Here is an 18,268-nt window from a genome sequence, read left to right as displayed (position 1 = left end):
GCACATCTAAAACTAAAACTATGGCCGGAGCATCTGCACAAACTTTAGACGCATCAGCAGCTTGGGGTGGAAAAACTTCTCCTTTCAAAGCCAGTTACGGAAAACTCATGATGTGGATTTTCCTCGTTTCTGACGGATTAACCTTTGGCGGCTTGCTTTGCGCCCTCGGTTTTGCAAAGTTCTCAAATCCTGAATGGGTTACCCCGTGGCCATCTGGTGAAGATGTTTTCTTCCACTTCCCTTTCACACATGGTCATATGCCGCTTATTTATGTAGCGTTCATGACATTCATACTCATCGTGAGTTCAGTTACTATGGTGCTTGCTGTTGAAGCCGGACACCGCATGGATAAAAAAGGCGTGATTAAATGGCTTGCCCTTACCGTAGTGGGTGGTTTGATTTTCCTTTTGTCTCAGGTTTGGGAATGGTCAACTTTTATTGCCGGACCTGATGGCCACATCGGCACTTGGGCTGACAATGCAACCTTGTCGCATAATCCTTACGGACCAACTTTATATGCTGATTTCTTTTTCTTCATTACAGGTTTCCACGGTTTTCACGTGTTGACCGGTGTGGTGTTCAACTTATTGGTGCTTCGTCAGGTAAACCGCGGAGTTTATCATAAACGCGGACATTATGAAATGGTTGAGAAGGTTGGTTTATACTGGCACTTTGTTGACCTTGTCTGGGTATTTGTATTTACCTTCTTCTATCTTGTTTAACTGAAAAAAAATTACTGGTATGGTAAGAGATGATATTTATGAGTATTCGTTAGATACTCACCACAATGAAGAGCAAGGTAAACTTGTTCGCAAAAAAATATGGAAAGTAACTGCTATCCTTTCTATTATCACAGCACTTGAAGTAGTTGTTGGTATATTTTTTCCAAAAGACAGTGTTCAAGGTTACGCTTGGACCATGATTAAAATTGGATACATTTTACTTACAGTTGTAAAAGCAGGCTATATTGTCATGGTGTTTATGCACTTGGGTGATGAGAACAAAAGTTTGCGTTACATGATTTTGGTTCCATACATCGTGTTCATGTTGTACACTGTTTTCATTCTCTACTTAGAGGGTGTTTACGTGAATGAAGCATGGCAATTCCTGAAATAATCAGGTAATTACTTTTACTTAATTTCTGAGATGTCCCGGACAGGTAAACTACTTGTTGTATTATTGGTTTTTCTGGGTCCCGGGTTTGTTATCTGGTGGATTGCCAATACCATTTCAAATCATTTTATAAAGCCGCCCTATTTGGGTTGGGAGTATACACGTGATGAAAGCGGCAATATAACAGACTCTGCAGCATACACTATCCCTGACTTTGAGCTAATTACCTTTGATGGAAAAATCATCAATCGTGATTCTATTCGCAACAAGTTTATCATTGTAACAACACTTCAAGATGAATGCCCTTCACAAAAAGAATGTGGCTTGGGTGTTGTTTTGTTCAATGAAATTATTTATTCAGTGATGTTGAAGCATCCTGATGGATACCACAACGTACGCGTGCTATCCATATTAACAGATCAGGACGGCAATGCTGACTCAACGGCATCAGAACTACTTGTTGAAGAGATGAAAGAATATGATCAGAAATTGTGGTGGATGACCACCGGTGACCCATCACCATTTTATTCATTCAACTATTATGGTGATCAATTTAATCATCACCCATCAACACCTGAAGATTATGAAATTGGTAAATATGCGTTTACAAATTCTTTGGTATTGATTGATAAGGAAGGTTATATTCGTGGGGTGAGCAACGCGCGCAGCGATACGCATTTGCGCAATTTTTTTGACATTCTCAAGCTGTTGAAAAAAGAAGAATTTGACGCAAATCGTCAAAAAAGAAATAAATAATTCGTGCACTCAGTCTGAAGTGATTGCATTAATTTCGCATAAATTTTTCATACCATGGTTTGGGTTCTCCTGATTGCTTTAGTTCTAGGTTTATTATTGTTTGATCTTTTTGTTTTGAATAAAAAAGGAGAACATGTTTCTAACCGTAAAGCGGCCATTGAAACGGTTTTCTGGGTAAGTATCGCTATTATTTTTTCAGGAGTATTGTATTGGTTATATGATGCACAAATTATGCAGCATCAGCACACCAAAGGGCCTTTGCATGCATGGTATAATTATATCACCGGATATTTAATTGAACTGTCGCTCAGTGTAGACAATCTTTTTGTGATTGCTATGATATTCAGATCTTTTAAAATTAAACAAGATAGTCAACACAAAGCATTATTCTGGGGTATTATTGGTGCCATTGTTTTGCGCGGGGTTACCATTATTCTTGGTGTAAAACTGATAGAGAATTTTGAGTGGATGACCTGGATATTTGGTGCATTTTTATTATACACCGCATTCAAAATGCTGAAACCTGAAAACGAAGAAGAGGAAGAAGAGAAAAAAGGCGTGAGTCGTTTACATCGTATTTTTAAAATCAGTACTAAAAGTGACGGTGACAAATTCTGGATAATTGAAGATGGTGTAAAAATGGCAACACCGTTATTTGCTGCGCTCATCATGATTGAGTTGACTGACTTGCTTTTTGCTTTAGATAGTATCCCCGCCATCATATCAATTACTGAAGATCCATTCATTGTTTTCAGTTCTAATATTTTTGCCATACTGGGTTTACGCTCAATGTATTTTTTCCTTGCCAACATGCTGAAAAAATTCAGATTTCTCAAGTACAGCGTCTTTGCCATTCTATTATTTGTAGCGCTGAAATTATTGCTGATCCAAATTGAGTTTTTCCATTTTATGGAATGGATGTCATTGCCATTTATTGCCGTTTCACTCATAACCGGCATCATTGTATCATTATTAAAAGCAGAAAAAAATTCAGAACATGCAGAATAAGCGTTCGTTAAAATTAATTACAGGAATTTTTGCATTGAGTTGTTCAATGTTATCCTGTGGAGGAAGTGAAAACACTGAAGTGAGTACACAGCCCAAACCAATTCCGCTGCCCTATTTAGGTGAGTCAGAAATTGTAGGTGCTGACACTATTTACCACACCGTGCCCTCATACGAATTACTTGCACATGACAGCACAACATTCACGAATGACCGCGTGGCAAACAAAATTCATGTGGTTCATTTTTTCTTTACCACATGTCCTTCTATTTGTCCCGCCATGATAGAGCAAATGAAAAGATTACAAGAGAACACAAAAGACATAGAAGAAATTATGTTTCTCTCACATACTGTTGATCCAAAAAGAGACACTGTTCCAAAATTACAGGTATATATTAACGATAGACAATTGGATACGCGCAATTGGTTTTTTCTTTACGGGGAACAGCAATATGTTTATGATTTAGGCATGGATGGTTATTTGCTGAGCGCCATGGAAGATGAAAAAGCTGATGGCGGATTTTTACATTCAGAACAATTTGTGCTGATAGACCGTGAAGGTCATATCAGAGGAATGTATGTTGGTACTGACGTTGCAGAAGTAGATCAACTTGAAAAAGATATTCGCAAACTACTCAAAGAAGAGTATGCAAACTGATATTGAAAAAAAATACCGCCCTTGGGTTTTTGTAGCTTCAGTAGTTATACCACTTGTGGTTGCTGCATTGTTTGGAGTGAAAATCAAAGGGTATGATTTTTCATTTTTACCACCTATCTACGCAAGCATTAATGCATTAACCGCAATCATTTTAGTTGCGGCAGTGATTGCCATTAAAAAAGGAAATCGCAATCTGCATCAGAATTTAATCAAACTTGCTTTGCTGTGCAGTGTATTGTTTTTATGTGGATACATTACTTATCACATTACCTCTGAACATGTTTTATACGGAGACTTGAATCACAATCATTTTCTAGAACCTGATGAGCGAACGCAATTTCAATCAAGTCGCTTGCTCTATCTTTTATTGTTGATTTCACATATTGTACTGAGCATCGTGGTAATTCCGCTGGTTTTGTTTACCTATTTAAAAGGATTTGCAGGCAACTACCCAAGTCATAAAAAATGGGCGCGTAAAACTTTTCCCATTTGGTTGTATGTTGCAATTTCAGGTGTGGCAGTCTATATCATGATATCCCCTTTCTACGGGCATTAAAATCATGCTTCAGAAATCAAAACAAATACCCGGAATTTTTAGACAAAAGCAGGATGATCACATTCGCATTTTTCAAGAAATTTCAGATGTGATTTCTGTCTTTGCAGGACCTAAAATTGATTCTACCATTGATTATAAAAATCTTCACAAAAAAACTATTGGATCAGCTAGTGTCTTTAGCTTCACATTGAGTTCAGACAGTAGTTTAATTGAATACAAACTTTTCAAATCAGGTGAATTGGTTTTGCATATCACCATCAATTTACAAGATCAGTTTCAAATAAAATGGCTTGATGAAAAATCTGAAACATTGGCTGCTTTCATAGATATGCAGTTTAAGCCATTACTGGAAAAACAAGAGGATCAAGCAGCAACACCCATTGTGACCATTTCAAATTCAGCTGAAGCAATTGCTGCCAATCCAAACAATCCTTTTGAATATGCTATTTCATTTGAGAGTGAACATCAATTTGAAGAGCGATTTATTGCTGCCATGAACAAAGCATGCAGACTCATTACTGAAAATAGGTCTCCTGAATTTGGATATCAAGACAGAAAAACAGAAAATCGTATTCACACGCATGAAGATTTTACCCGAATTGAAAAAACATCAGAAAGCGGTTTGTCAGTTTATTATGAATTGTACACCTATGATACCGGACACTATCAACAACCCTACGGTGGACATTTAATTTTCAAATTAGCTGAAAAATCAAGTCCGGTTTTTGAAGCACAAGTAAGATCAAAAAGAATTCACATTACGCTGCAGCCGCCTTACACAAGACATCAAGACGAGCTTGTAATCATGCTCACTGAAATTTTTCAGGGAACATAATCACACAACAGATTCGCAAAATTGCAGACCAAAAAAATCACTTGATTACCACTTAATAAAATTGACATTATCAGATGTGTAATTATGTACAGAACAAATTCGGTAAGCGCCGGATGGTAAAGTTGACACATCAATATTTCCTTCATTTTGTACAGTACCGGTAATCATAATTTCACCTGATTCATTCAGAATTTTATATTCAAAAATTCCATTGTACTTAACATGTAAAAAGAGTTGATCACTACTTAACTGCGCAGTTAGGTTATTAGTTTGAGGCTGATAAAGAACCGACCCTATTTGAAAAGATTTTTTTACGGAACAGCCAATTGCGTCAACAATCATCACTTCATAATTACCCGATGCAAGATTAAATACATCTTCAGATTTTGCAAATTCATTTCCATCTTTTGTCCAAACGAATCTATATGGATATGTTCCACCGGTTGGTGTAATATCAATACCTGCGGGTTTCATATAATTTCCCTCAGATACTTGTGCAACAGCATCTACTTTATTGACCACAACAAAAACCGATGCAGAATTCCCGCATTGTCTGGTTGGGTCATCACTTACAGCGTGTACCGTGTAATTATTTACACCAACAGGCGGATTAAACGGAACATCATTCTGCACCCCTTTATCCCAAACATATTGATCAGCACCATACCCAATCAGTGTAGTAGATTCTCCTTCACAAATTATACCGTTTGTGGTAGTTGCTTTGATTGTGCCGGGAATAACCGTAATGGTTATAGAATTAGCACATTCACGCCGATCATCACTTGTTACAGTATAGGTTGTAGTACCAACCGGCGGAGAAAAAGAAACATTATTCAAAATTTGATGATCCCAAGATAAGCTGGCGCGATAATTAGAAATAGCGTTTAAAGAAAGATACTCTCCTTCACACAGTGTTGTGTTGCCGTTGACATAAATGAGCGGTTTCGTACAATCTTCCTCTTGTGTAAAATTATTACCGATGGTGATGATCACTTTTCCATTTCCGGAGTGCACACCTTGTTCATGTTTAACTTGTTTTGCATCACGATGCGTATAGCTGCTTCCACCGCCACCGCCAGACCAGCAACCGCCGCCACCGCCGTAGTATCCACCACCGCCACCGGTACCGCACGTTCCGGCAGGACCTGATCCACCAATACCAAATGTTCCATCGGTTGCCCGTTCATAAGATGGCCATTGTCCACCTAATCCACCTTCATTTTGAGAACCTCCGCGCCCACGAGATTCATCTTCTTGTTTGAAATTTGAAAAACCATCACCGCCAATTAAATCACCACCATGACCGCCATCATCACCACCATCAGGATAATTATATGCTGCACCTCCGCCACCACCTGCAACCAGCAAACGATGATTCAATGTGGTGCCGTCAATTCTTATATCGGTTGCGCCACCACCTCCTCCTCCACTGTAAACACCTGAAGTATTTCCATCTCCGCCTCCATTGTAACCTCCTTTACCACCGGTGCCTGACAGGGCATCTTCTCCTCTGCCTCCAACATATATAAAAATGGTTTGACCCGGACGCACAGATAATACTGCCTGAACATGCCCTCCATTGCCGGGCTCATATTTATCATATCGTGTACCGCTGTAATCATTCCAACCTCCGCTTGCCCCGTACACATCAAATTTCAAACTGTACACACCATCGGGTACAACATAGGTTTGTGAACTTCCGGTATATTCAAATGATTTTATTTGTGAAAATATATGCACATGCATGTGCAGACTAAGCAGTAAAATTAGGCTTGAAATTTTATTCATATCTATTATTTTAATTCTCAAATCCCATCAGGTTATTCACACTTCATGACGAATTTCAAAGTATAATACAACCGCACACCATATTGGTTCATTCATTTTAAAAGACATGTAAATTTTGCCTTACCTTTATACCCATAATTCTGATTTATGGCCAAAAAACTTGCACTTCTCATTTTAGACGGATGGGGTCATGGTGATCACTCTAAAGCTGATGGTATTTTCAATGCCAATACCCCATACATGGATCAACTTGAAAAGAATTATCCAAATGCTGAACTTTTAACTGACGGTGAACATGTTGGTTTGCCAAGCGGACAAATGGGCAATTCAGAAGTTGGTCACCTCAACATTGGTGCTGGTAGAATAGTGTATCAAGAACTCACCCGTATTAATAAAGCAATTCGTGACGGCGAATTTCAGACAAATAAAATTTTGAATCAGGCATTTGATTATGCCCTTCAGAACAAGAAAAAAATTCATCTCATCGGGCTTGTTTCTACCGGCGGTGTTCACTCATCACAAGATCATATTTATGCATTGAGTGATCTGGCCAAAAAAAAGGGAGTGAATGATTTATATATTCACGCATTCACTGATGGACGTGATTGCAACCCAACAACCGGCATGGGTCATATCCGTGATCTTGAAAAACGTCTTGCCAACTCAACCGGAAAAATCGCATCAGTTATCGGACGTTACTACGCAATGGATCGTGACAAACGGTGGGAGCGCATTAAACTGGCTTATGATCTTCTAGTTTCAGGTACAGGTGAGAAAGTTGAAACTGCCCTTGAAGCAATTGAAAAATCATACGCACAAAATATCACCGACGAATTTATTAAACCATTTGTTATAGTGTCAGATGGTAAGCCGCTTGCAACAATTGCAGAAGGTGACGTGGTAATTTCATTCAATTTTAGAACTGATCGCTGCCGTGAAATCACCATGGCATTAACGCAACAAGATTTTCCGGAATTCAACATGAAAAAAATGAATCTTCATTATGTCACTATGACAAATTATGATGAGACATTTAAAAATGTGCAGATAATTTTTGAAAAAGATAATTTGGAAAATACGTTGGGAGAAATCATTTCAAAAAATAAGCGAACACAAATAAGAATTGCAGAAACTGAAAAATATCCGCATGTAAGTTTTTTCTTTTCAGGCGGACGTGAAAAAGAATTTGAAGGAGAGCGGCGCATTCTTATTCAGTCACCAAAAGTAGCTACGTACGACTTAAAACCATCCATGAGTGCGCACGAAGTGGCTGATGCCGTTTGTTATGACATGGAAAAAAATGCCCCTGATTTTATCTGTCTGAATTTTGCCAATGCAGACATGGTTGGTCACACCGGAGTTTATGCTGCCATATTACAAGCGGCAGAATGTGTTGATACTTGTGTAAAACAAGTTGTTGAAAAAGGACAGTCACTTGGTTATTCGTTCATCATCATTGCTGATCATGGTAATTCAGATTTTTGCATTAATCCGGATGGAAGCCCTAACACAGCCCATTCGTTGAATCCGGTACCGGTTATTGTACTTGACAACAGTGTAACTAAAGTACAAAACGGAATTTTAGCAGATGTTGCGCCAACAATTCTTCATTTGATGGGTCTTGAAATTCCGGCTGAAATGACCGGTAAGGTACTTATTAATTAAGCCTTATTTTTCTTTTCTCCGGCTACAAAATCTTTCAGATAAAAGGGTTCAAAGTACGCCAAATTGACAAAATCTTTTTGGCTGAATTTTTCATTTGCACGTTGCACCATTCCGCGAGATGAGACCAACGTATCGGTATCAAAAAATGCGTTAGCATGTTGAAGTACATCTTTACATTTCATTGCACCAGGTCCAAGAAAAAGCACCGATTTATTTTCAAGTAAATCAGTAAACGAATGTTCATCCAGAATTACAGCTTCTGTAGCTTTTATTTCATTCAATGACGAATCATACACCGCTGCAAAAACTTCCATGCGCCGCGCATCAAACATGGGACAAATAAAATCTTTATCTGTTTTAACTAATGCAGCAAGAGAGAGTAATGAATTCACCGCAATGACAGGAATATCCAATGCATAAGCAAGGCCTTTGGCAGACGATGTTCCAATACGCAAACCGGTATATGAACCGGGTCCTTCACTTACGGCAACAGCATTCAGATCATTCAATTTTTTTCCGGCTTGTTTTAAAACCTCTTCGATGAAAACATTAAGATTTTCAGCATGAGAAAACTCAACGGTAGTTTCTTCTTTAAGTGCAAGCAAATTACCGTTTTGTGAAAGACAAACAGAACAAGTTTTGGTAGCGGTTTCAAGATGTAAGATGAGTGACATTATTCAATGATCATAATTGTTACTCTTCTATTCGCCTCTTCTTCTTCGGCATTTTTTGGTTTTTCGTATACCATTTCTGTTGCGCCGTAACCAACCGCTTCTAAACGAGATTCATCAATTCCGTTATCCTTCAACCATTTTTTAACCGCCTTTGCGCGATTCTCAGAAAGCTGTTGTGAATGTTTTGGATCTTTATTTCCCGGATCATTCACATGACCTTGTATTTCAATGCGCACCGTTTCATTTAGAGCTAAAAAATCAAGTAGTCGTTTTAACGCAGGCATTGATATGGGTAAAAATTCATCTGAATCTTGAGAAAACTTGATATCCTCTAACAAGAGTTTTTTACCCGGTGCCAATCGTTCTAATTCAATTACAATTTCTGTATCCGTATCCGGATCTTTTTCCATCGTAATATCACGTACATAAATAAAATATCCCTGCGTGTTAGATTCTATGTGCAAGGTTTTTGCAGAGGTTGCACTAAAAATAAAATCAGTACCCATGAACAATGCATTATCTTGATTAACGCCGTTAATGATCAGATTTGCCTCTACCGGCTCACCGGTGTCTTTATCACGAATTTTTAATCGGACAAAATGATCTGATTTGTCTTTTCTGAAATCCTGCACTTTTGATTTTGTGGTACCCACCTGACCAATGCGATTAAATTTTACTCGCACTTTTCCGGTATAGGTTGAGTTGGTATGAATCAAAAGATAAAAGACATCACCCATAGATGCGGCAACACTTGGTTTGAAATTTTCTTGCCGTGGTTCATCTTCAGCACCTTTTTCATAATACATAGACATGTCTGTGAGAATGGGGGTCACCTGATTGGCTTCAAGTTTTTCACAAAAGGTATTGTCATCTGCCCTAAAAAGGAGATAGCTGAAATCCACATTATTTTCAGTATAAATTTCAAATTCAAACTTGCCGTCAACATTTGGTTCAAGACGCAGCCAAACAGAATTCACCTCATGAAAATCAGGATACATATTAATAAAATCATCCCGTTGCCCGTAATTGCCCGGGAACTGAATTTGCGATTCTACGGTATAGTCATATACTTCAACCGCGCCAAAACAATCAGCAAACGAGCTGGAATAATGCATTTTGAAACCTTGTGCAAAAGCAAAAAATCCTTGGAGCAGTATTAATATTGAGCAAACCTTTTTCAACACTTCCGATAAAGTTACATTAATTTTACCAAAATTCCTCACAATTCATGCCAAATTGAGCTTATGGAAAACCATCAAACAATCTATCAACAATTAGGAGATGACACTCTCATGCTACTTTTACGTAATTTTTACGACAAGGTTTTTACTAGTTCTGTGATCGGTCACATGTTCACCAAAACCAGTAAAGACGAGATATTAGACAAGCAGTATTGTTTTCTTACCCAATTTTTAGGAGGCCCTTTGCGGTACACTGAAAAGTATGGTCATCCACGCATGCGTGAGCGTCATTTAGCCCACCCAATCAATACTGAGGCACGAGATGAATGGTTGCGTTTAATGAAGGCTGCCATTGAACAAAGCGTAGATGACCCTCAGTTACAAATTGCCTTGTACAATTGTTTTCCGGCTGTGGCCAACCACATGGTTAACCGTTAATAGCGCACAGAATCTTTCTGGCATACATACACGAGTAGCATAAAATATACAACCTCATGTATTCAGGTACGGAATTTGTTTAGGTTTGTATCATCAAATCAATGGATCATGAAAAAGTTTTTTCCAATTGTTTCGCTTCTGATTATTACCTCGGTTGCGTTGATATCTTCAATAAATAAAAAAACAGATGAAGGTACTGAACGAGACAAAAATTACGTTTATTGGGATGAGCGTCAAGTAAGCTGGGATGATTTTAAAGGAAAGGTTCCTTCTTCAAGTCCTTATGAAGCAATCACATGGTCAGCCATTAGATTTTCATACGGCGGAATTGGAGATGAATTGAACATTACCGTAGAAACTATTTTTGATCCAAAACAATCCTGGAAAACAAAAAATGTGAATGATCATATACTCAATCATGAACAAAGGCATTTTGATATCACAGAAGTTTTTGCACGCATTTTACGCAAAGATCTGCTTGAAAAAAATTTCTCGAAATACGAAACTCTGGATGACGAAATAAGTAAACTTTTTCAAACTAATTTTGATGACTGTGAAAAGATGCAAGATAAATATGATGCAGAAACAGATCATTCAAAAAACAAAGAAATTCAAACAACTTGGGATCAAAAAATAAGTCACATGCTTGATTCATTAAACGATTGGTCAGGTACTGAGTACAGATTAAATGTTGGGTATTTATTGACGGAATGATTTGATTGCATTATCTTTATTTGCACCAAAGAATTAAATGGGAATAAACCATCACTAGTATCATTCATTGAATGAATCATTTTGAAGAATATTTACATCAGGGAGAACCTAACAAAGCAGAAAAAGCGAAAGTTTGGAAAGTTGCAATTGGTTTGCAACAAGTTGATGGTTTAAAAACCTCTGAGTACTTACTACAAACTGCCAGTCAAAATATTGAGGGCGACATCACAATTGAGGAAGTAAAAAAACGTCTTGATAACTATTACAAACAACACCCTCCAAAAAGTGATGAAGATCGCACAGAAGAAGCGGACAAAGTTGCAGCACGAATTACAGAAATTCTAAGTGAAAAAACCTTCACATTTTCACCGGTTGAATATATGTCCATTCATCGCAGATTGTTCAGTGGAATTTATAAGCATGCCGGGCAAATTAGAAAATATAATATCACAAAACAAGAATGGGTTCTTGACGGAGAAACTGTTTTATACGGCAGTGCGAATAGCTTAAAATCAACTATTGAATTTGACTTCAAAGAAGAGAAATTATTCAACTATTCAGGCATGAATTTGAATAATATCATTGAACACGTTGCAAGTTTTATTTCTAATTTGTGGCAAATTCACCTATTTGGTGAAGGCAATACAAGAACGACGGCAATTTTTTTAATCAAGTATCTTAGAAAGCTTGGCTTTAAAGATGTAAATAATGATTTGTTCGAAAACCATTCTCTGTACTTTAGAAACGCACTAGTCCGCGCAAATTATGAAGATCTTTCAAAAGGAATTTACAAAACAAATAAATTTCTGCTCCTATTTTTCGACAACCTTCTTCAAAATAAAAATCACACGCTTAAAAATAGAAATCTTCACGTAGCAGCCGTTACAAAAGATATTGACCCTGTATATGACCCTGTAAATGACCCAGTAAAAACTGCCATGATAAAATTAATTCTCGCTGATAAAAATATAACTATCGAGATGTTAAGCACAAAGTTAAATGTAAGTACCAGCACGATAAAACGAAAAATAAGAGAACTTAAAAGTGAAGCTAAACTTGAACGAGCTGGAAGCGATAAAAAGGGATTTTGGAGAATTAATATAGGTTCGTAATTCTTACAAGAAAAAATCAAGTTAAATTTCAACTTAACTCGTCATTAGCTCCGCTGTCATTTTTTCGATCACGAATTAATTTATACCGTCTTACCATTGGACGTCAATACCTATACGACATCGGTGTATATTGCAAAAGGTATAACTTATTTTTCATTGACAGAATAAGAATAACTTCTATTGTTTAGCACGCATATAACAATGAGGAATAGGCAGAAATGACCTGCCGTTCACAACAATATGAACTGCATACCAGAAACTGAAAAATTCCCTAACTTTATCCCTCATTAATTGGACAACACATGCAAGTATATCAGAATTATGCCCAGGGTAAATGGGTACATGGTGATGGTGTAGAAACCGAATTATTCCATGCCATAACCGGAGAACAAATTGGTACCTGTTCATCAGCAGGATTAGATTATGCCGCCATGATGCAATATGCAAAATCAACAGGCGGTAAAGTACTCAGTAAAATGACATTTCAACAGCGAGGTTTAATGCTGAAAGAACTGGCACTTTTTCTGATGAAAAATAAAAAGAAATATTATGAAGTAAGTGCTTGGACAGGCGCCACGCGTGTTGATTCATGGATTGATATTGAAGGTGGTTGCGGAAATTTATTTGCCAATGCATCACTGCGCAGACAGTTCCCTGATTTACCTTATTACGTTGATGGAACCGCAGTGAATCTTTCTAAATCAGGTTCATTTATTGGACATCACATCATGGTGCCTAAAAAAGGGGTTGCCATTCATATCAATGCGTTTAATTTCCCGGTTTGGGGAATGCTTGAAAAAATAGCTGTCAATTTTCTTGCCGGTGTTCCGGCTATTGTGAAACCGTCTGAATCTACGTGTTATCTTACTGAAGTAGTGGTGCGTGATATTGTTGCCAGCGGTATTGTTCCTGAAGGCGCCCTGCAATTAGTTTGCGGTTTAGGGCGTGGTATTTTAGATCATGTAACACATGAAGATGTGGTGACTTTTACCGGCTCAGCAGCAACGGGAAAAAAATTAAAAGCTTCGCCAAACATCGTTGAAAATTCTGTCCCTTTTAATCTTGAAGCTGATTCGTTGAATGCTGCAATACTTGGTGCTGACGCAGTTCCCGGCACGCCTGAGTTTGATATTTTTGTCAAAGAAGTTCAAAAAGAAATCACCATAAAAGCAGGACAAAAATGTACATCCGTACGCCGTATCATTGTCCCTGAAAATTTAATTGATGATGTACAGAAAGCATTGGCATCTCGCCTTGCAAAAAACACCATGGGAGATCCTGCTGATGCGAATGTTCGCATGGGTTCTCTTGCTTCCAAATTACAAGTTGAGCGTGTAAAACACAACGTTGAATTATTAATGAAAGAGCAGAAAATTGTCATTGGTGATTTGGATAATTTTGATGTGATTAGTGCAGATAAAAATAAGGGAGCATTTTTTCCTGCAATCGTTTTCAGAAATGATGATCCGTTTAAAAATCAAGGAGTACATAATATAGAATGTTTTGGACCGGTGTCTACCATTATGCCTTATAAAACATTAGATGATGCTATTGAAATTGCGCGCATGGGTAAAGGTTCATTAGTTTCTTCCATTATAACTGCAGATGATGAAATTGCAAGAGAATATGTATTAGGCGCATCAACATCACATGGTAGAATACATGTATTAAATCGTCGTTGTGCAGATGAAAGTACAGGACATGGATCACCCATGCCTATGCTAACTCATGGTGGCCCTGGGCGTGCCGGCGGTGGCGAAGAGATGGGAGGAAAAAGAGGCGTGCTTCATTATTTACAACGCACCGCCATTCAAGGGCATCCGCAAACAATTACAAAAATTACTGAACAGTTTCAGATTGGTGCAGATATGCCAGAAGCAACTCCACATGTATTCAGAAAACATTTTGAAGAATTACAAGTTGGAGAAACTGTTTTCACACACAAGCACACAGTGACTGATGCAGATATTGTAAATTTTGCCAATGTAAGCGGTGATAATTTTTATGCACACATGGATGCAACATCTCTGGAAGGAACTTTGTTTGAACGCAGAGTTGCTCACGGATATTTCATTCTCTCAAAAGCAGCAGGTTTATTTGTTGACCCAAAAAAAGGTCCGGTACTTTTGAATTACGGAATTGATGAAGCACGATTTACAAAACCGGTTTATCCCGGCGCAACTATTGGCGTAAGATTTACGGTAAAAGAAAAAATAAATCAAGAAAAACGCAATGAATCAGATGTTGCAAAAGGCATTGTAAAATTTTTGGTAGACATTTATGATGAGACAGGAGAAACGGTAGGGATTGCAACTATATTGACGATGGTGAAGAAGTTGGAGCAGGGATAGGGGTTAGGAGTTAGGGGTTAGGAGTTAGGAGTTAGGAGTTAGGAGTTAGGAGTTAGGAGTTAGGAGTTAGGAGTTAGGGGTTAGGGGTTAGGGGTTAGGGGTTAGGGGTTAGGGGTTGGGGGAAAAATTTAGTAATTAAACGAATGAAAACCTAAACCATAACCTCTATTAGAAGGGAAAAAAATCTAGTTTGAAAGAATGAATAGCGATTTTGAAATAGTTGAAGAAAGTTATACTCAGTACGGAGAGATTAAATCTTATCGTGATTTGTTGGTTTGGCAAAAATCAATGCAATTGGTTATAGATATTTATGCCTTAACGAATGAACTACCACCGGACGAAAAATTTGGATTATCAGCACAAATACGCAAAGCCGCTGTATCGGTTCCGTCTAATATTGCTGAAGGCTGGGGCAGGAATAGTCTCGGAAACTATATTCAATTCCTGCGAATTGCTTATGGGTCACTTTGCGAAACTGAAACTCAATTAACCATTTGTTCAATGCTTGGATACATTAATCAAGATAATGGGAGAGATATAAAAATTAAATTTGAAGAAATAGGAAAGATGCTCCGTTCGTTAATAAAAAAATTAGAACAAAAAAAACCACCCCAAATGCCAAAAACCTAATAGGAGTTAGGGTTTAGGGTTTAGGAGTTAGGGAGAATTATAATAATTTGCTCATCACCGCTAAGCCCTAAAACCTAATTTCTAAAAGCTAAATGGGATTAGGAGTTAGGGAATAGAAGTTAGGGGTTGGTGAAATTCTAAAATTTGTTCGATGCTTAGTTATTTGAAAGAGGAAAAAAGAGAGATATAAAAATTAAATTTGAAGAAATAGGAAAGATGCTCCGTTCGTTAATAAAAAAATTAGAACAAAAAAAACCACCCCAAATGCCAAAAACCTAATAGGAGTTAGGGGTTAGGAGTTAGGAGTTAGGAGTTAGGAGTTAGGGTTTAGGAGTTAGGGAGAATTATAATAATTTGCTCATCACCGCTAAGCCCTAAAACCTAATTTCTAAAAGCTAAATGGGATTAGGAGTTAGGGAATAGAAGTTAGGGGTTGGTGAAATTCTAAAATTTGTTGGATGCTTATTTATTTGAAAGAGGAAAAAAGAGAGATATAAAAATTAAATTTGAAGAAATAGGAAAGATGCTCAGTTTGTGAATAAAAAAATTAAAATAACAATCACCCCTAAACCCTAAAACCTAATCCCCAAAACCTAATCCCCAAAACCTAATCCCCAAAACCTAAAAACTATGAACGCAATAAACCAAGGACACGTCAAGTACGACATCAACGAAAAAGGAATCGCTACGATTGAGTTTGGTCATCCAATGAGTAATTCACTGCCGGGAAAAATTCTGGCGCAATTGGCAAAAACAATTTCTGATGTGAGCGCCATGAATTCAGTTAAAGTAATAGTATTAAAATCTGCCGGTGAAAAAGCATTTTGCGCAGGAGCTAGTTTTGATGAATTAATCTCCATCAAAGATTTAAAAAGCGGTACTCAGTTTTTCTCAGGATTTGCCATGGTAATCAACGCCTGCAGAAAATCATCCAAACTCATTATTGGAAGAGTGCAAGGCAAAGCCGTGGGCGGCGGAGTTGGTTTGGCAGCCACTGCAGATTATTGTTTTGCAACAAAAAATGCTGAAGTAAAACTCTCAGAATTGGCAGTTGGAATTGGACCATTTGTTGTGGGACCCGCCGTGCAGAGAAAAGTTGGTTTGAGTGCCATGTCTCAACTCACAATTAATGCAACTGAATTCCAATCAGCCGAATGGGCAAAACAAAAAGGACTCTTTGCAGAAGTGTTTGACACGGTTGAAGAAATGGATAAAGCCATTGACGTGCTTGCCAACAAATTGGCAGCATCAAATCCTGAAGCCATGGCAAAACTCAAAAAAATATTCTGGGAGGGAACAGAAAACTGGGACAACTTGTTAAAGGTTCGTGCGGGGATGAGTGGTGAATTGGTATTGTCAGAATTTACGCGCAATGCCATCAATCAGTTTAAATCAAAATAGCGCTCAGACAAAAAAATAAATATAATTTTGCAGACTATTCATTCACATGGAAATCACCAAAGAAAATATTCTCAACGCACTTGCTAAAGTAATTGAGCCTGATCTGAAAAAAGATATAGTAACACTAGATTTAGTTTCAGATATTTCAATTCAAGATAAAGAAATTTCATTCACGGTTAAAATGTATAATCCAGCTTTGCATGCAAAAAAACGCATGGAAGAAGCCTTGCAATTTCAACTTGAAAGAGCATTTGGAAAAGATGTAAACGCAAAAATTTCACTCATTCCTTTACCAAAAGACAAAGAGCCTGAAATACGCGCCATACTTTCTAATGTAAAACACATCATTGCTGTAGCCAGCGGTAAAGGGGGGGTTGGAAAATCAACCGTTACGGCAAATCTTGCTGCGGGTTTGGCAAAAATGGGATACCGTGTTGGTTTAGTAGATGCCGATATTTATGGCCCTTCTATGCCAACCATGTTTGATTTGGTTGGGCAACGTCCGGTTGGCATTGAAAAAGATGGAAAAACTTTAATTCAGCCCATTGAATCATACGGAGTAAAAATATTATCTATTGGTTTTTTCGCTGACCCTGAACAAGCAGTTGTATGGCGCGGTCCAATGGCAACTAAAGCGCTCAATCAGATGTTCAAAGATGCTGACTGGGGAGATTTGGATTTTATGATTGTTGATTTACCACCGGGAACAGGTGATGTACATTTAACTTTAGTGCAAAATGTTCCACTTACCGGCGTGGTTGTGGTCAGCACACCGCAAGAAGTTGCACTAGCTGATGCACGCAAAGGAATTAATATGTTCCGCATGGATTCACTTAAAGTTCCGGTACTTGGCATAGTAGAAAACATGGCCTGGTTCACGCCTGAAGAACTGCCTGATAATAAATATTATATTTTTGGAAAAGACGGAGCAAGCAATTTAGCGGCAGCTATGCATGTTCCATTGCTGGCTCAGATTCCGCTAATTCAGAGCGTGCGTGAGGCCGGAGATGTTGGCCGTCCGGCGGTTTTACAGGATAATACTTTGTCAGCGAAGGTTTTTGAAGAATTTGTGCGTAAATTTGTAGAAGGACTTCCAAAAGATTAACTCGGTTTTTCTTTCATGGTGTCAAAACATTGCATTGCAGATTGAATGGATCAAACTGAAAAAATAGAAATTGCACTCAACTCTATTCGCCCATTTTTACAAAGAGATGGTGGTGATGTAGAATTGGTAGAAGTAACAAAAGACAACATCGTTCGCGTGCGTTTGATTGGTGCTTGTGAATCATGTTCAATGAGTGCAATGACTCTAAAAGCCGGAATAGAAGAAGCGGTGAAAAATGCAATTCCTGAAATTAAATCTGTACAGGCGGTTTAGTATTAAATTGCGC

General features: G+C 37.9%; 18 protein-coding genes and 1 pseudogene. 16 read left to right on the top strand and 3 right to left on the bottom strand.

Going from position 1 to position 18,268, the window contains the following annotated elements:
- The first annotated feature begins 20 nt into the window (after nucleotides 1–20).
- The 7 genes from IPH66_01640 to IPH66_01610 are packed head-to-tail and all read left to right on the top strand — an operon-like array spanning nucleotide 21 to nucleotide 4,923.
- Complete coding sequence (locus tag IPH66_01640) at nucleotides 21–722, top strand: cytochrome c oxidase subunit 3 (protein MBK7128054.1); 702 nt, start codon at nucleotides 21–23, stop codon at nucleotides 720–722.
- A 19-nt stretch (nucleotides 723–741) separates the two neighbouring features.
- Nucleotides 742–1,116 (top strand): cytochrome C oxidase subunit IV family protein, encoded by a 375-nt coding sequence (locus tag IPH66_01635; GenBank protein ID MBK7128053.1) that lies wholly within the window; start codon nucleotides 742–744, stop codon nucleotides 1,114–1,116.
- 30 nt (nucleotides 1,117–1,146) lie between these two features.
- A complete protein-coding gene (locus IPH66_01630) occupies nucleotides 1,147–1,869 on the top strand; it encodes a hypothetical protein (protein MBK7128052.1) in 723 nt (240 codons plus the stop codon).
- 54 nt (nucleotides 1,870–1,923) lie between these two features.
- Entirely contained in the window at nucleotides 1,924–2,877 is a 954-nt protein-coding gene (locus IPH66_01625; protein ID MBK7128051.1) for a TerC/Alx family metal homeostasis membrane protein, read from the top strand.
- Nucleotides 2,867–3,532: an SCO family protein gene (locus tag IPH66_01620; protein ID MBK7128050.1), complete on the top strand. Its 666-nt coding sequence runs from the start codon at nucleotides 2,867–2,869 to the stop codon at nucleotides 3,530–3,532. Before IPH66_01625 ends, IPH66_01620 begins: the two co-directional genes overlap by 11 nt.
- Entirely contained in the window at nucleotides 3,522–4,088 is a 567-nt protein-coding gene (locus tag IPH66_01615) for a DUF420 domain-containing protein (protein MBK7128049.1), read from the top strand. The genes IPH66_01620 and IPH66_01615 overlap by 11 nt, the downstream gene beginning before the upstream one ends.
- 4 nt (nucleotides 4,089–4,092) lie before the next feature.
- Nucleotides 4,093–4,923, top strand: a complete 831-nt coding sequence (locus IPH66_01610) for a hypothetical protein (GenBank protein MBK7128048.1) — start codon at nucleotides 4,093–4,095, stop codon at nucleotides 4,921–4,923.
- 45 nt (nucleotides 4,924–4,968) lie between these two features.
- Here IPH66_01610 and IPH66_01605 read toward each other — a convergent pair whose 3' ends face one another.
- On the bottom strand, nucleotides 4,969–6,711 hold the full coding sequence (locus IPH66_01605; protein MBK7128047.1) for a hypothetical protein: 1,743 nt from the start codon (nucleotides 6,709–6,711) through the stop codon (nucleotides 4,969–4,971).
- 147 nt (nucleotides 6,712–6,858) lie between these two features.
- Here IPH66_01605 and IPH66_01600 point away from each other — a divergent pair, with 147 nt between their 5' ends.
- The gene (locus IPH66_01600) at nucleotides 6,859–8,376 is read left to right on the top strand and encodes a 2,3-bisphosphoglycerate-independent phosphoglycerate mutase (protein ID MBK7128046.1); all 1,518 of its coding nucleotides are present in this window, start codon (nucleotides 6,859–6,861) and stop codon (nucleotides 8,374–8,376) included.
- On the opposite strand, the gene tsaB is transcribed toward IPH66_01600, so the two are convergent.
- Both tsaB and IPH66_01590 read right to left on the bottom strand, forming a co-directional pair.
- Nucleotides 8,373–9,050: a tRNA (adenosine(37)-N6)-threonylcarbamoyltransferase complex dimerization subunit type 1 TsaB gene (gene tsaB / locus IPH66_01595; protein ID MBK7128045.1), complete on the bottom strand. Its 678-nt coding sequence runs from the start codon at nucleotides 9,048–9,050 to the stop codon at nucleotides 8,373–8,375. The genes IPH66_01600 and tsaB overlap by 4 nt on opposite strands.
- On the bottom strand, nucleotides 9,050–10,165 hold the full coding sequence (locus IPH66_01590; GenBank protein ID MBK7128044.1) for an OmpA family protein: 1,116 nt from the start codon (nucleotides 10,163–10,165) through the stop codon (nucleotides 9,050–9,052). Before IPH66_01590 ends, tsaB begins: the two co-directional genes overlap by 1 nt.
- Before the next feature lie 129 nt (nucleotides 10,166–10,294).
- Between IPH66_01590 and IPH66_01585 the strand changes: the two genes are divergently transcribed.
- The 8 genes and pseudogenes from IPH66_01585 to IPH66_01550 all read left to right on the top strand — a co-directional run bounded on the left by IPH66_01585 (nucleotide 10,295) and on the right by IPH66_01550 (nucleotide 18,255).
- Nucleotides 10,295–10,669 carry a globin gene (locus IPH66_01585; protein MBK7128043.1) on the top strand — a complete coding sequence of 125 codons (375 nt, stop codon included), beginning with the start codon at nucleotides 10,295–10,297 and terminating at the stop codon, nucleotides 10,667–10,669.
- Between the two features lie 108 nt (nucleotides 10,670–10,777).
- Nucleotides 10,778–11,383, top strand: a complete 606-nt coding sequence (locus tag IPH66_01580; protein MBK7128042.1) for a DUF922 domain-containing protein — start codon at nucleotides 10,778–10,780, stop codon at nucleotides 11,381–11,383.
- Nucleotides 11,384–11,454: 71 nt separating this feature from the next.
- Nucleotides 11,455–12,495 (top strand): Fic family protein, encoded by a 1,041-nt coding sequence (locus tag IPH66_01575; protein MBK7128041.1) that lies wholly within the window; start codon nucleotides 11,455–11,457, stop codon nucleotides 12,493–12,495.
- 302 nt (nucleotides 12,496–12,797) lie between these two features.
- The gene (gene paaZ / locus IPH66_01570; GenBank protein ID MBK7128040.1) at nucleotides 12,798–14,846 is read left to right on the top strand and encodes a phenylacetic acid degradation bifunctional protein PaaZ; all 2,049 of its coding nucleotides are present in this window, start codon (nucleotides 12,798–12,800) and stop codon (nucleotides 14,844–14,846) included.
- 198 nt (nucleotides 14,847–15,044) lie between these two features.
- Nucleotides 15,045–15,476, top strand: coding sequence for a four helix bundle protein (locus IPH66_01565; GenBank protein MBK7128039.1), 432 nt, complete (start codon nucleotides 15,045–15,047; stop codon nucleotides 15,474–15,476).
- A gap of 630 nt (nucleotides 15,477–16,106) precedes the next feature.
- Nucleotides 16,107–16,877 carry an enoyl-CoA hydratase/isomerase family protein gene (locus tag IPH66_01560; GenBank protein MBK7128038.1) on the top strand — a complete coding sequence of 257 codons (771 nt, stop codon included), beginning with the start codon at nucleotides 16,107–16,109 and terminating at the stop codon, nucleotides 16,875–16,877.
- A 46-nt stretch (nucleotides 16,878–16,923) separates the two neighbouring features.
- Nucleotides 16,924–18,027, top strand: a pseudogene (locus IPH66_01555) (Mrp/NBP35 family ATP-binding protein).
- A complete protein-coding gene (locus IPH66_01550) occupies nucleotides 18,028–18,255 on the top strand; it encodes a NifU family protein (protein MBK7128037.1) in 228 nt (75 codons plus the stop codon).
- The last annotated feature ends 13 nt before the right edge of the window (nucleotides 18,256–18,268 follow it).

Source organism: Crocinitomicaceae bacterium, from assembly GCA_016708105.1.
Lineage (GTDB): Bacteria > Bacteroidota > Bacteroidia > Flavobacteriales_D > Crocinitomicaceae > JADJGJ01.
Note: the sequence above shows the minus strand (reverse complement) of the source record. Positions and strands in the feature narration are given on the sequence as shown.

Excerpts from the sequence above, each read along its gene's own strand:
- IPH66_01640 (MBK7128054.1), top strand. The coding sequence starts at position 21 with ATGGCCGGAGCATCTGCACAAACTTTAGACGCATCAGCAGCTTGGGGT.
- IPH66_01635 (MBK7128053.1), top strand. The coding sequence starts at position 742 with ATGGTAAGAGATGATATTTATGAGTATTCGTTAGATACTCACCACAAT.
- IPH66_01630 (MBK7128052.1), top strand. The coding sequence starts at position 1,147 with ATGTCCCGGACAGGTAAACTACTTGTTGTATTATTGGTTTTTCTGGGT.
- IPH66_01625 (MBK7128051.1), top strand. The coding sequence starts at position 1,924 with ATGGTTTGGGTTCTCCTGATTGCTTTAGTTCTAGGTTTATTATTGTTT.
- IPH66_01620 (MBK7128050.1), top strand. The coding sequence starts at position 2,867 with ATGCAGAATAAGCGTTCGTTAAAATTAATTACAGGAATTTTTGCATTG.
- IPH66_01615 (MBK7128049.1), top strand. The coding sequence starts at position 3,522 with ATGCAAACTGATATTGAAAAAAAATACCGCCCTTGGGTTTTTGTAGCT.
- IPH66_01610 (MBK7128048.1), top strand. The coding sequence starts at position 4,093 with ATGCTTCAGAAATCAAAACAAATACCCGGAATTTTTAGACAAAAGCAG.
- IPH66_01605 (MBK7128047.1), bottom strand. The coding sequence starts at position 6,711 with ATGAATAAAATTTCAAGCCTAATTTTACTGCTTAGTCTGCACATGCAT.
- IPH66_01600 (MBK7128046.1), top strand. The coding sequence starts at position 6,859 with ATGGCCAAAAAACTTGCACTTCTCATTTTAGACGGATGGGGTCATGGT.
- tsaB (MBK7128045.1), bottom strand. The coding sequence starts at position 9,050 with ATGTCACTCATCTTACATCTTGAAACCGCTACCAAAACTTGTTCTGTT.
- IPH66_01590 (MBK7128044.1), bottom strand. The coding sequence starts at position 10,165 with ATGCATTATTCCAGCTCGTTTGCTGATTGTTTTGGCGCGGTTGAAGTA.
- IPH66_01585 (MBK7128043.1), top strand. The coding sequence starts at position 10,295 with ATGGAAAACCATCAAACAATCTATCAACAATTAGGAGATGACACTCTC.
- IPH66_01580 (MBK7128042.1), top strand. The coding sequence starts at position 10,778 with ATGAAAAAGTTTTTTCCAATTGTTTCGCTTCTGATTATTACCTCGGTT.
- IPH66_01575 (MBK7128041.1), top strand. The coding sequence starts at position 11,455 with ATGAATCATTTTGAAGAATATTTACATCAGGGAGAACCTAACAAAGCA.
- paaZ (MBK7128040.1), top strand. The coding sequence starts at position 12,798 with ATGCAAGTATATCAGAATTATGCCCAGGGTAAATGGGTACATGGTGAT.
- IPH66_01565 (MBK7128039.1), top strand. The coding sequence starts at position 15,045 with ATGAATAGCGATTTTGAAATAGTTGAAGAAAGTTATACTCAGTACGGA.
- IPH66_01560 (MBK7128038.1), top strand. The coding sequence starts at position 16,107 with ATGAACGCAATAAACCAAGGACACGTCAAGTACGACATCAACGAAAAA.
- IPH66_01550 (MBK7128037.1), top strand. The coding sequence starts at position 18,028 with ATGGATCAAACTGAAAAAATAGAAATTGCACTCAACTCTATTCGCCCA.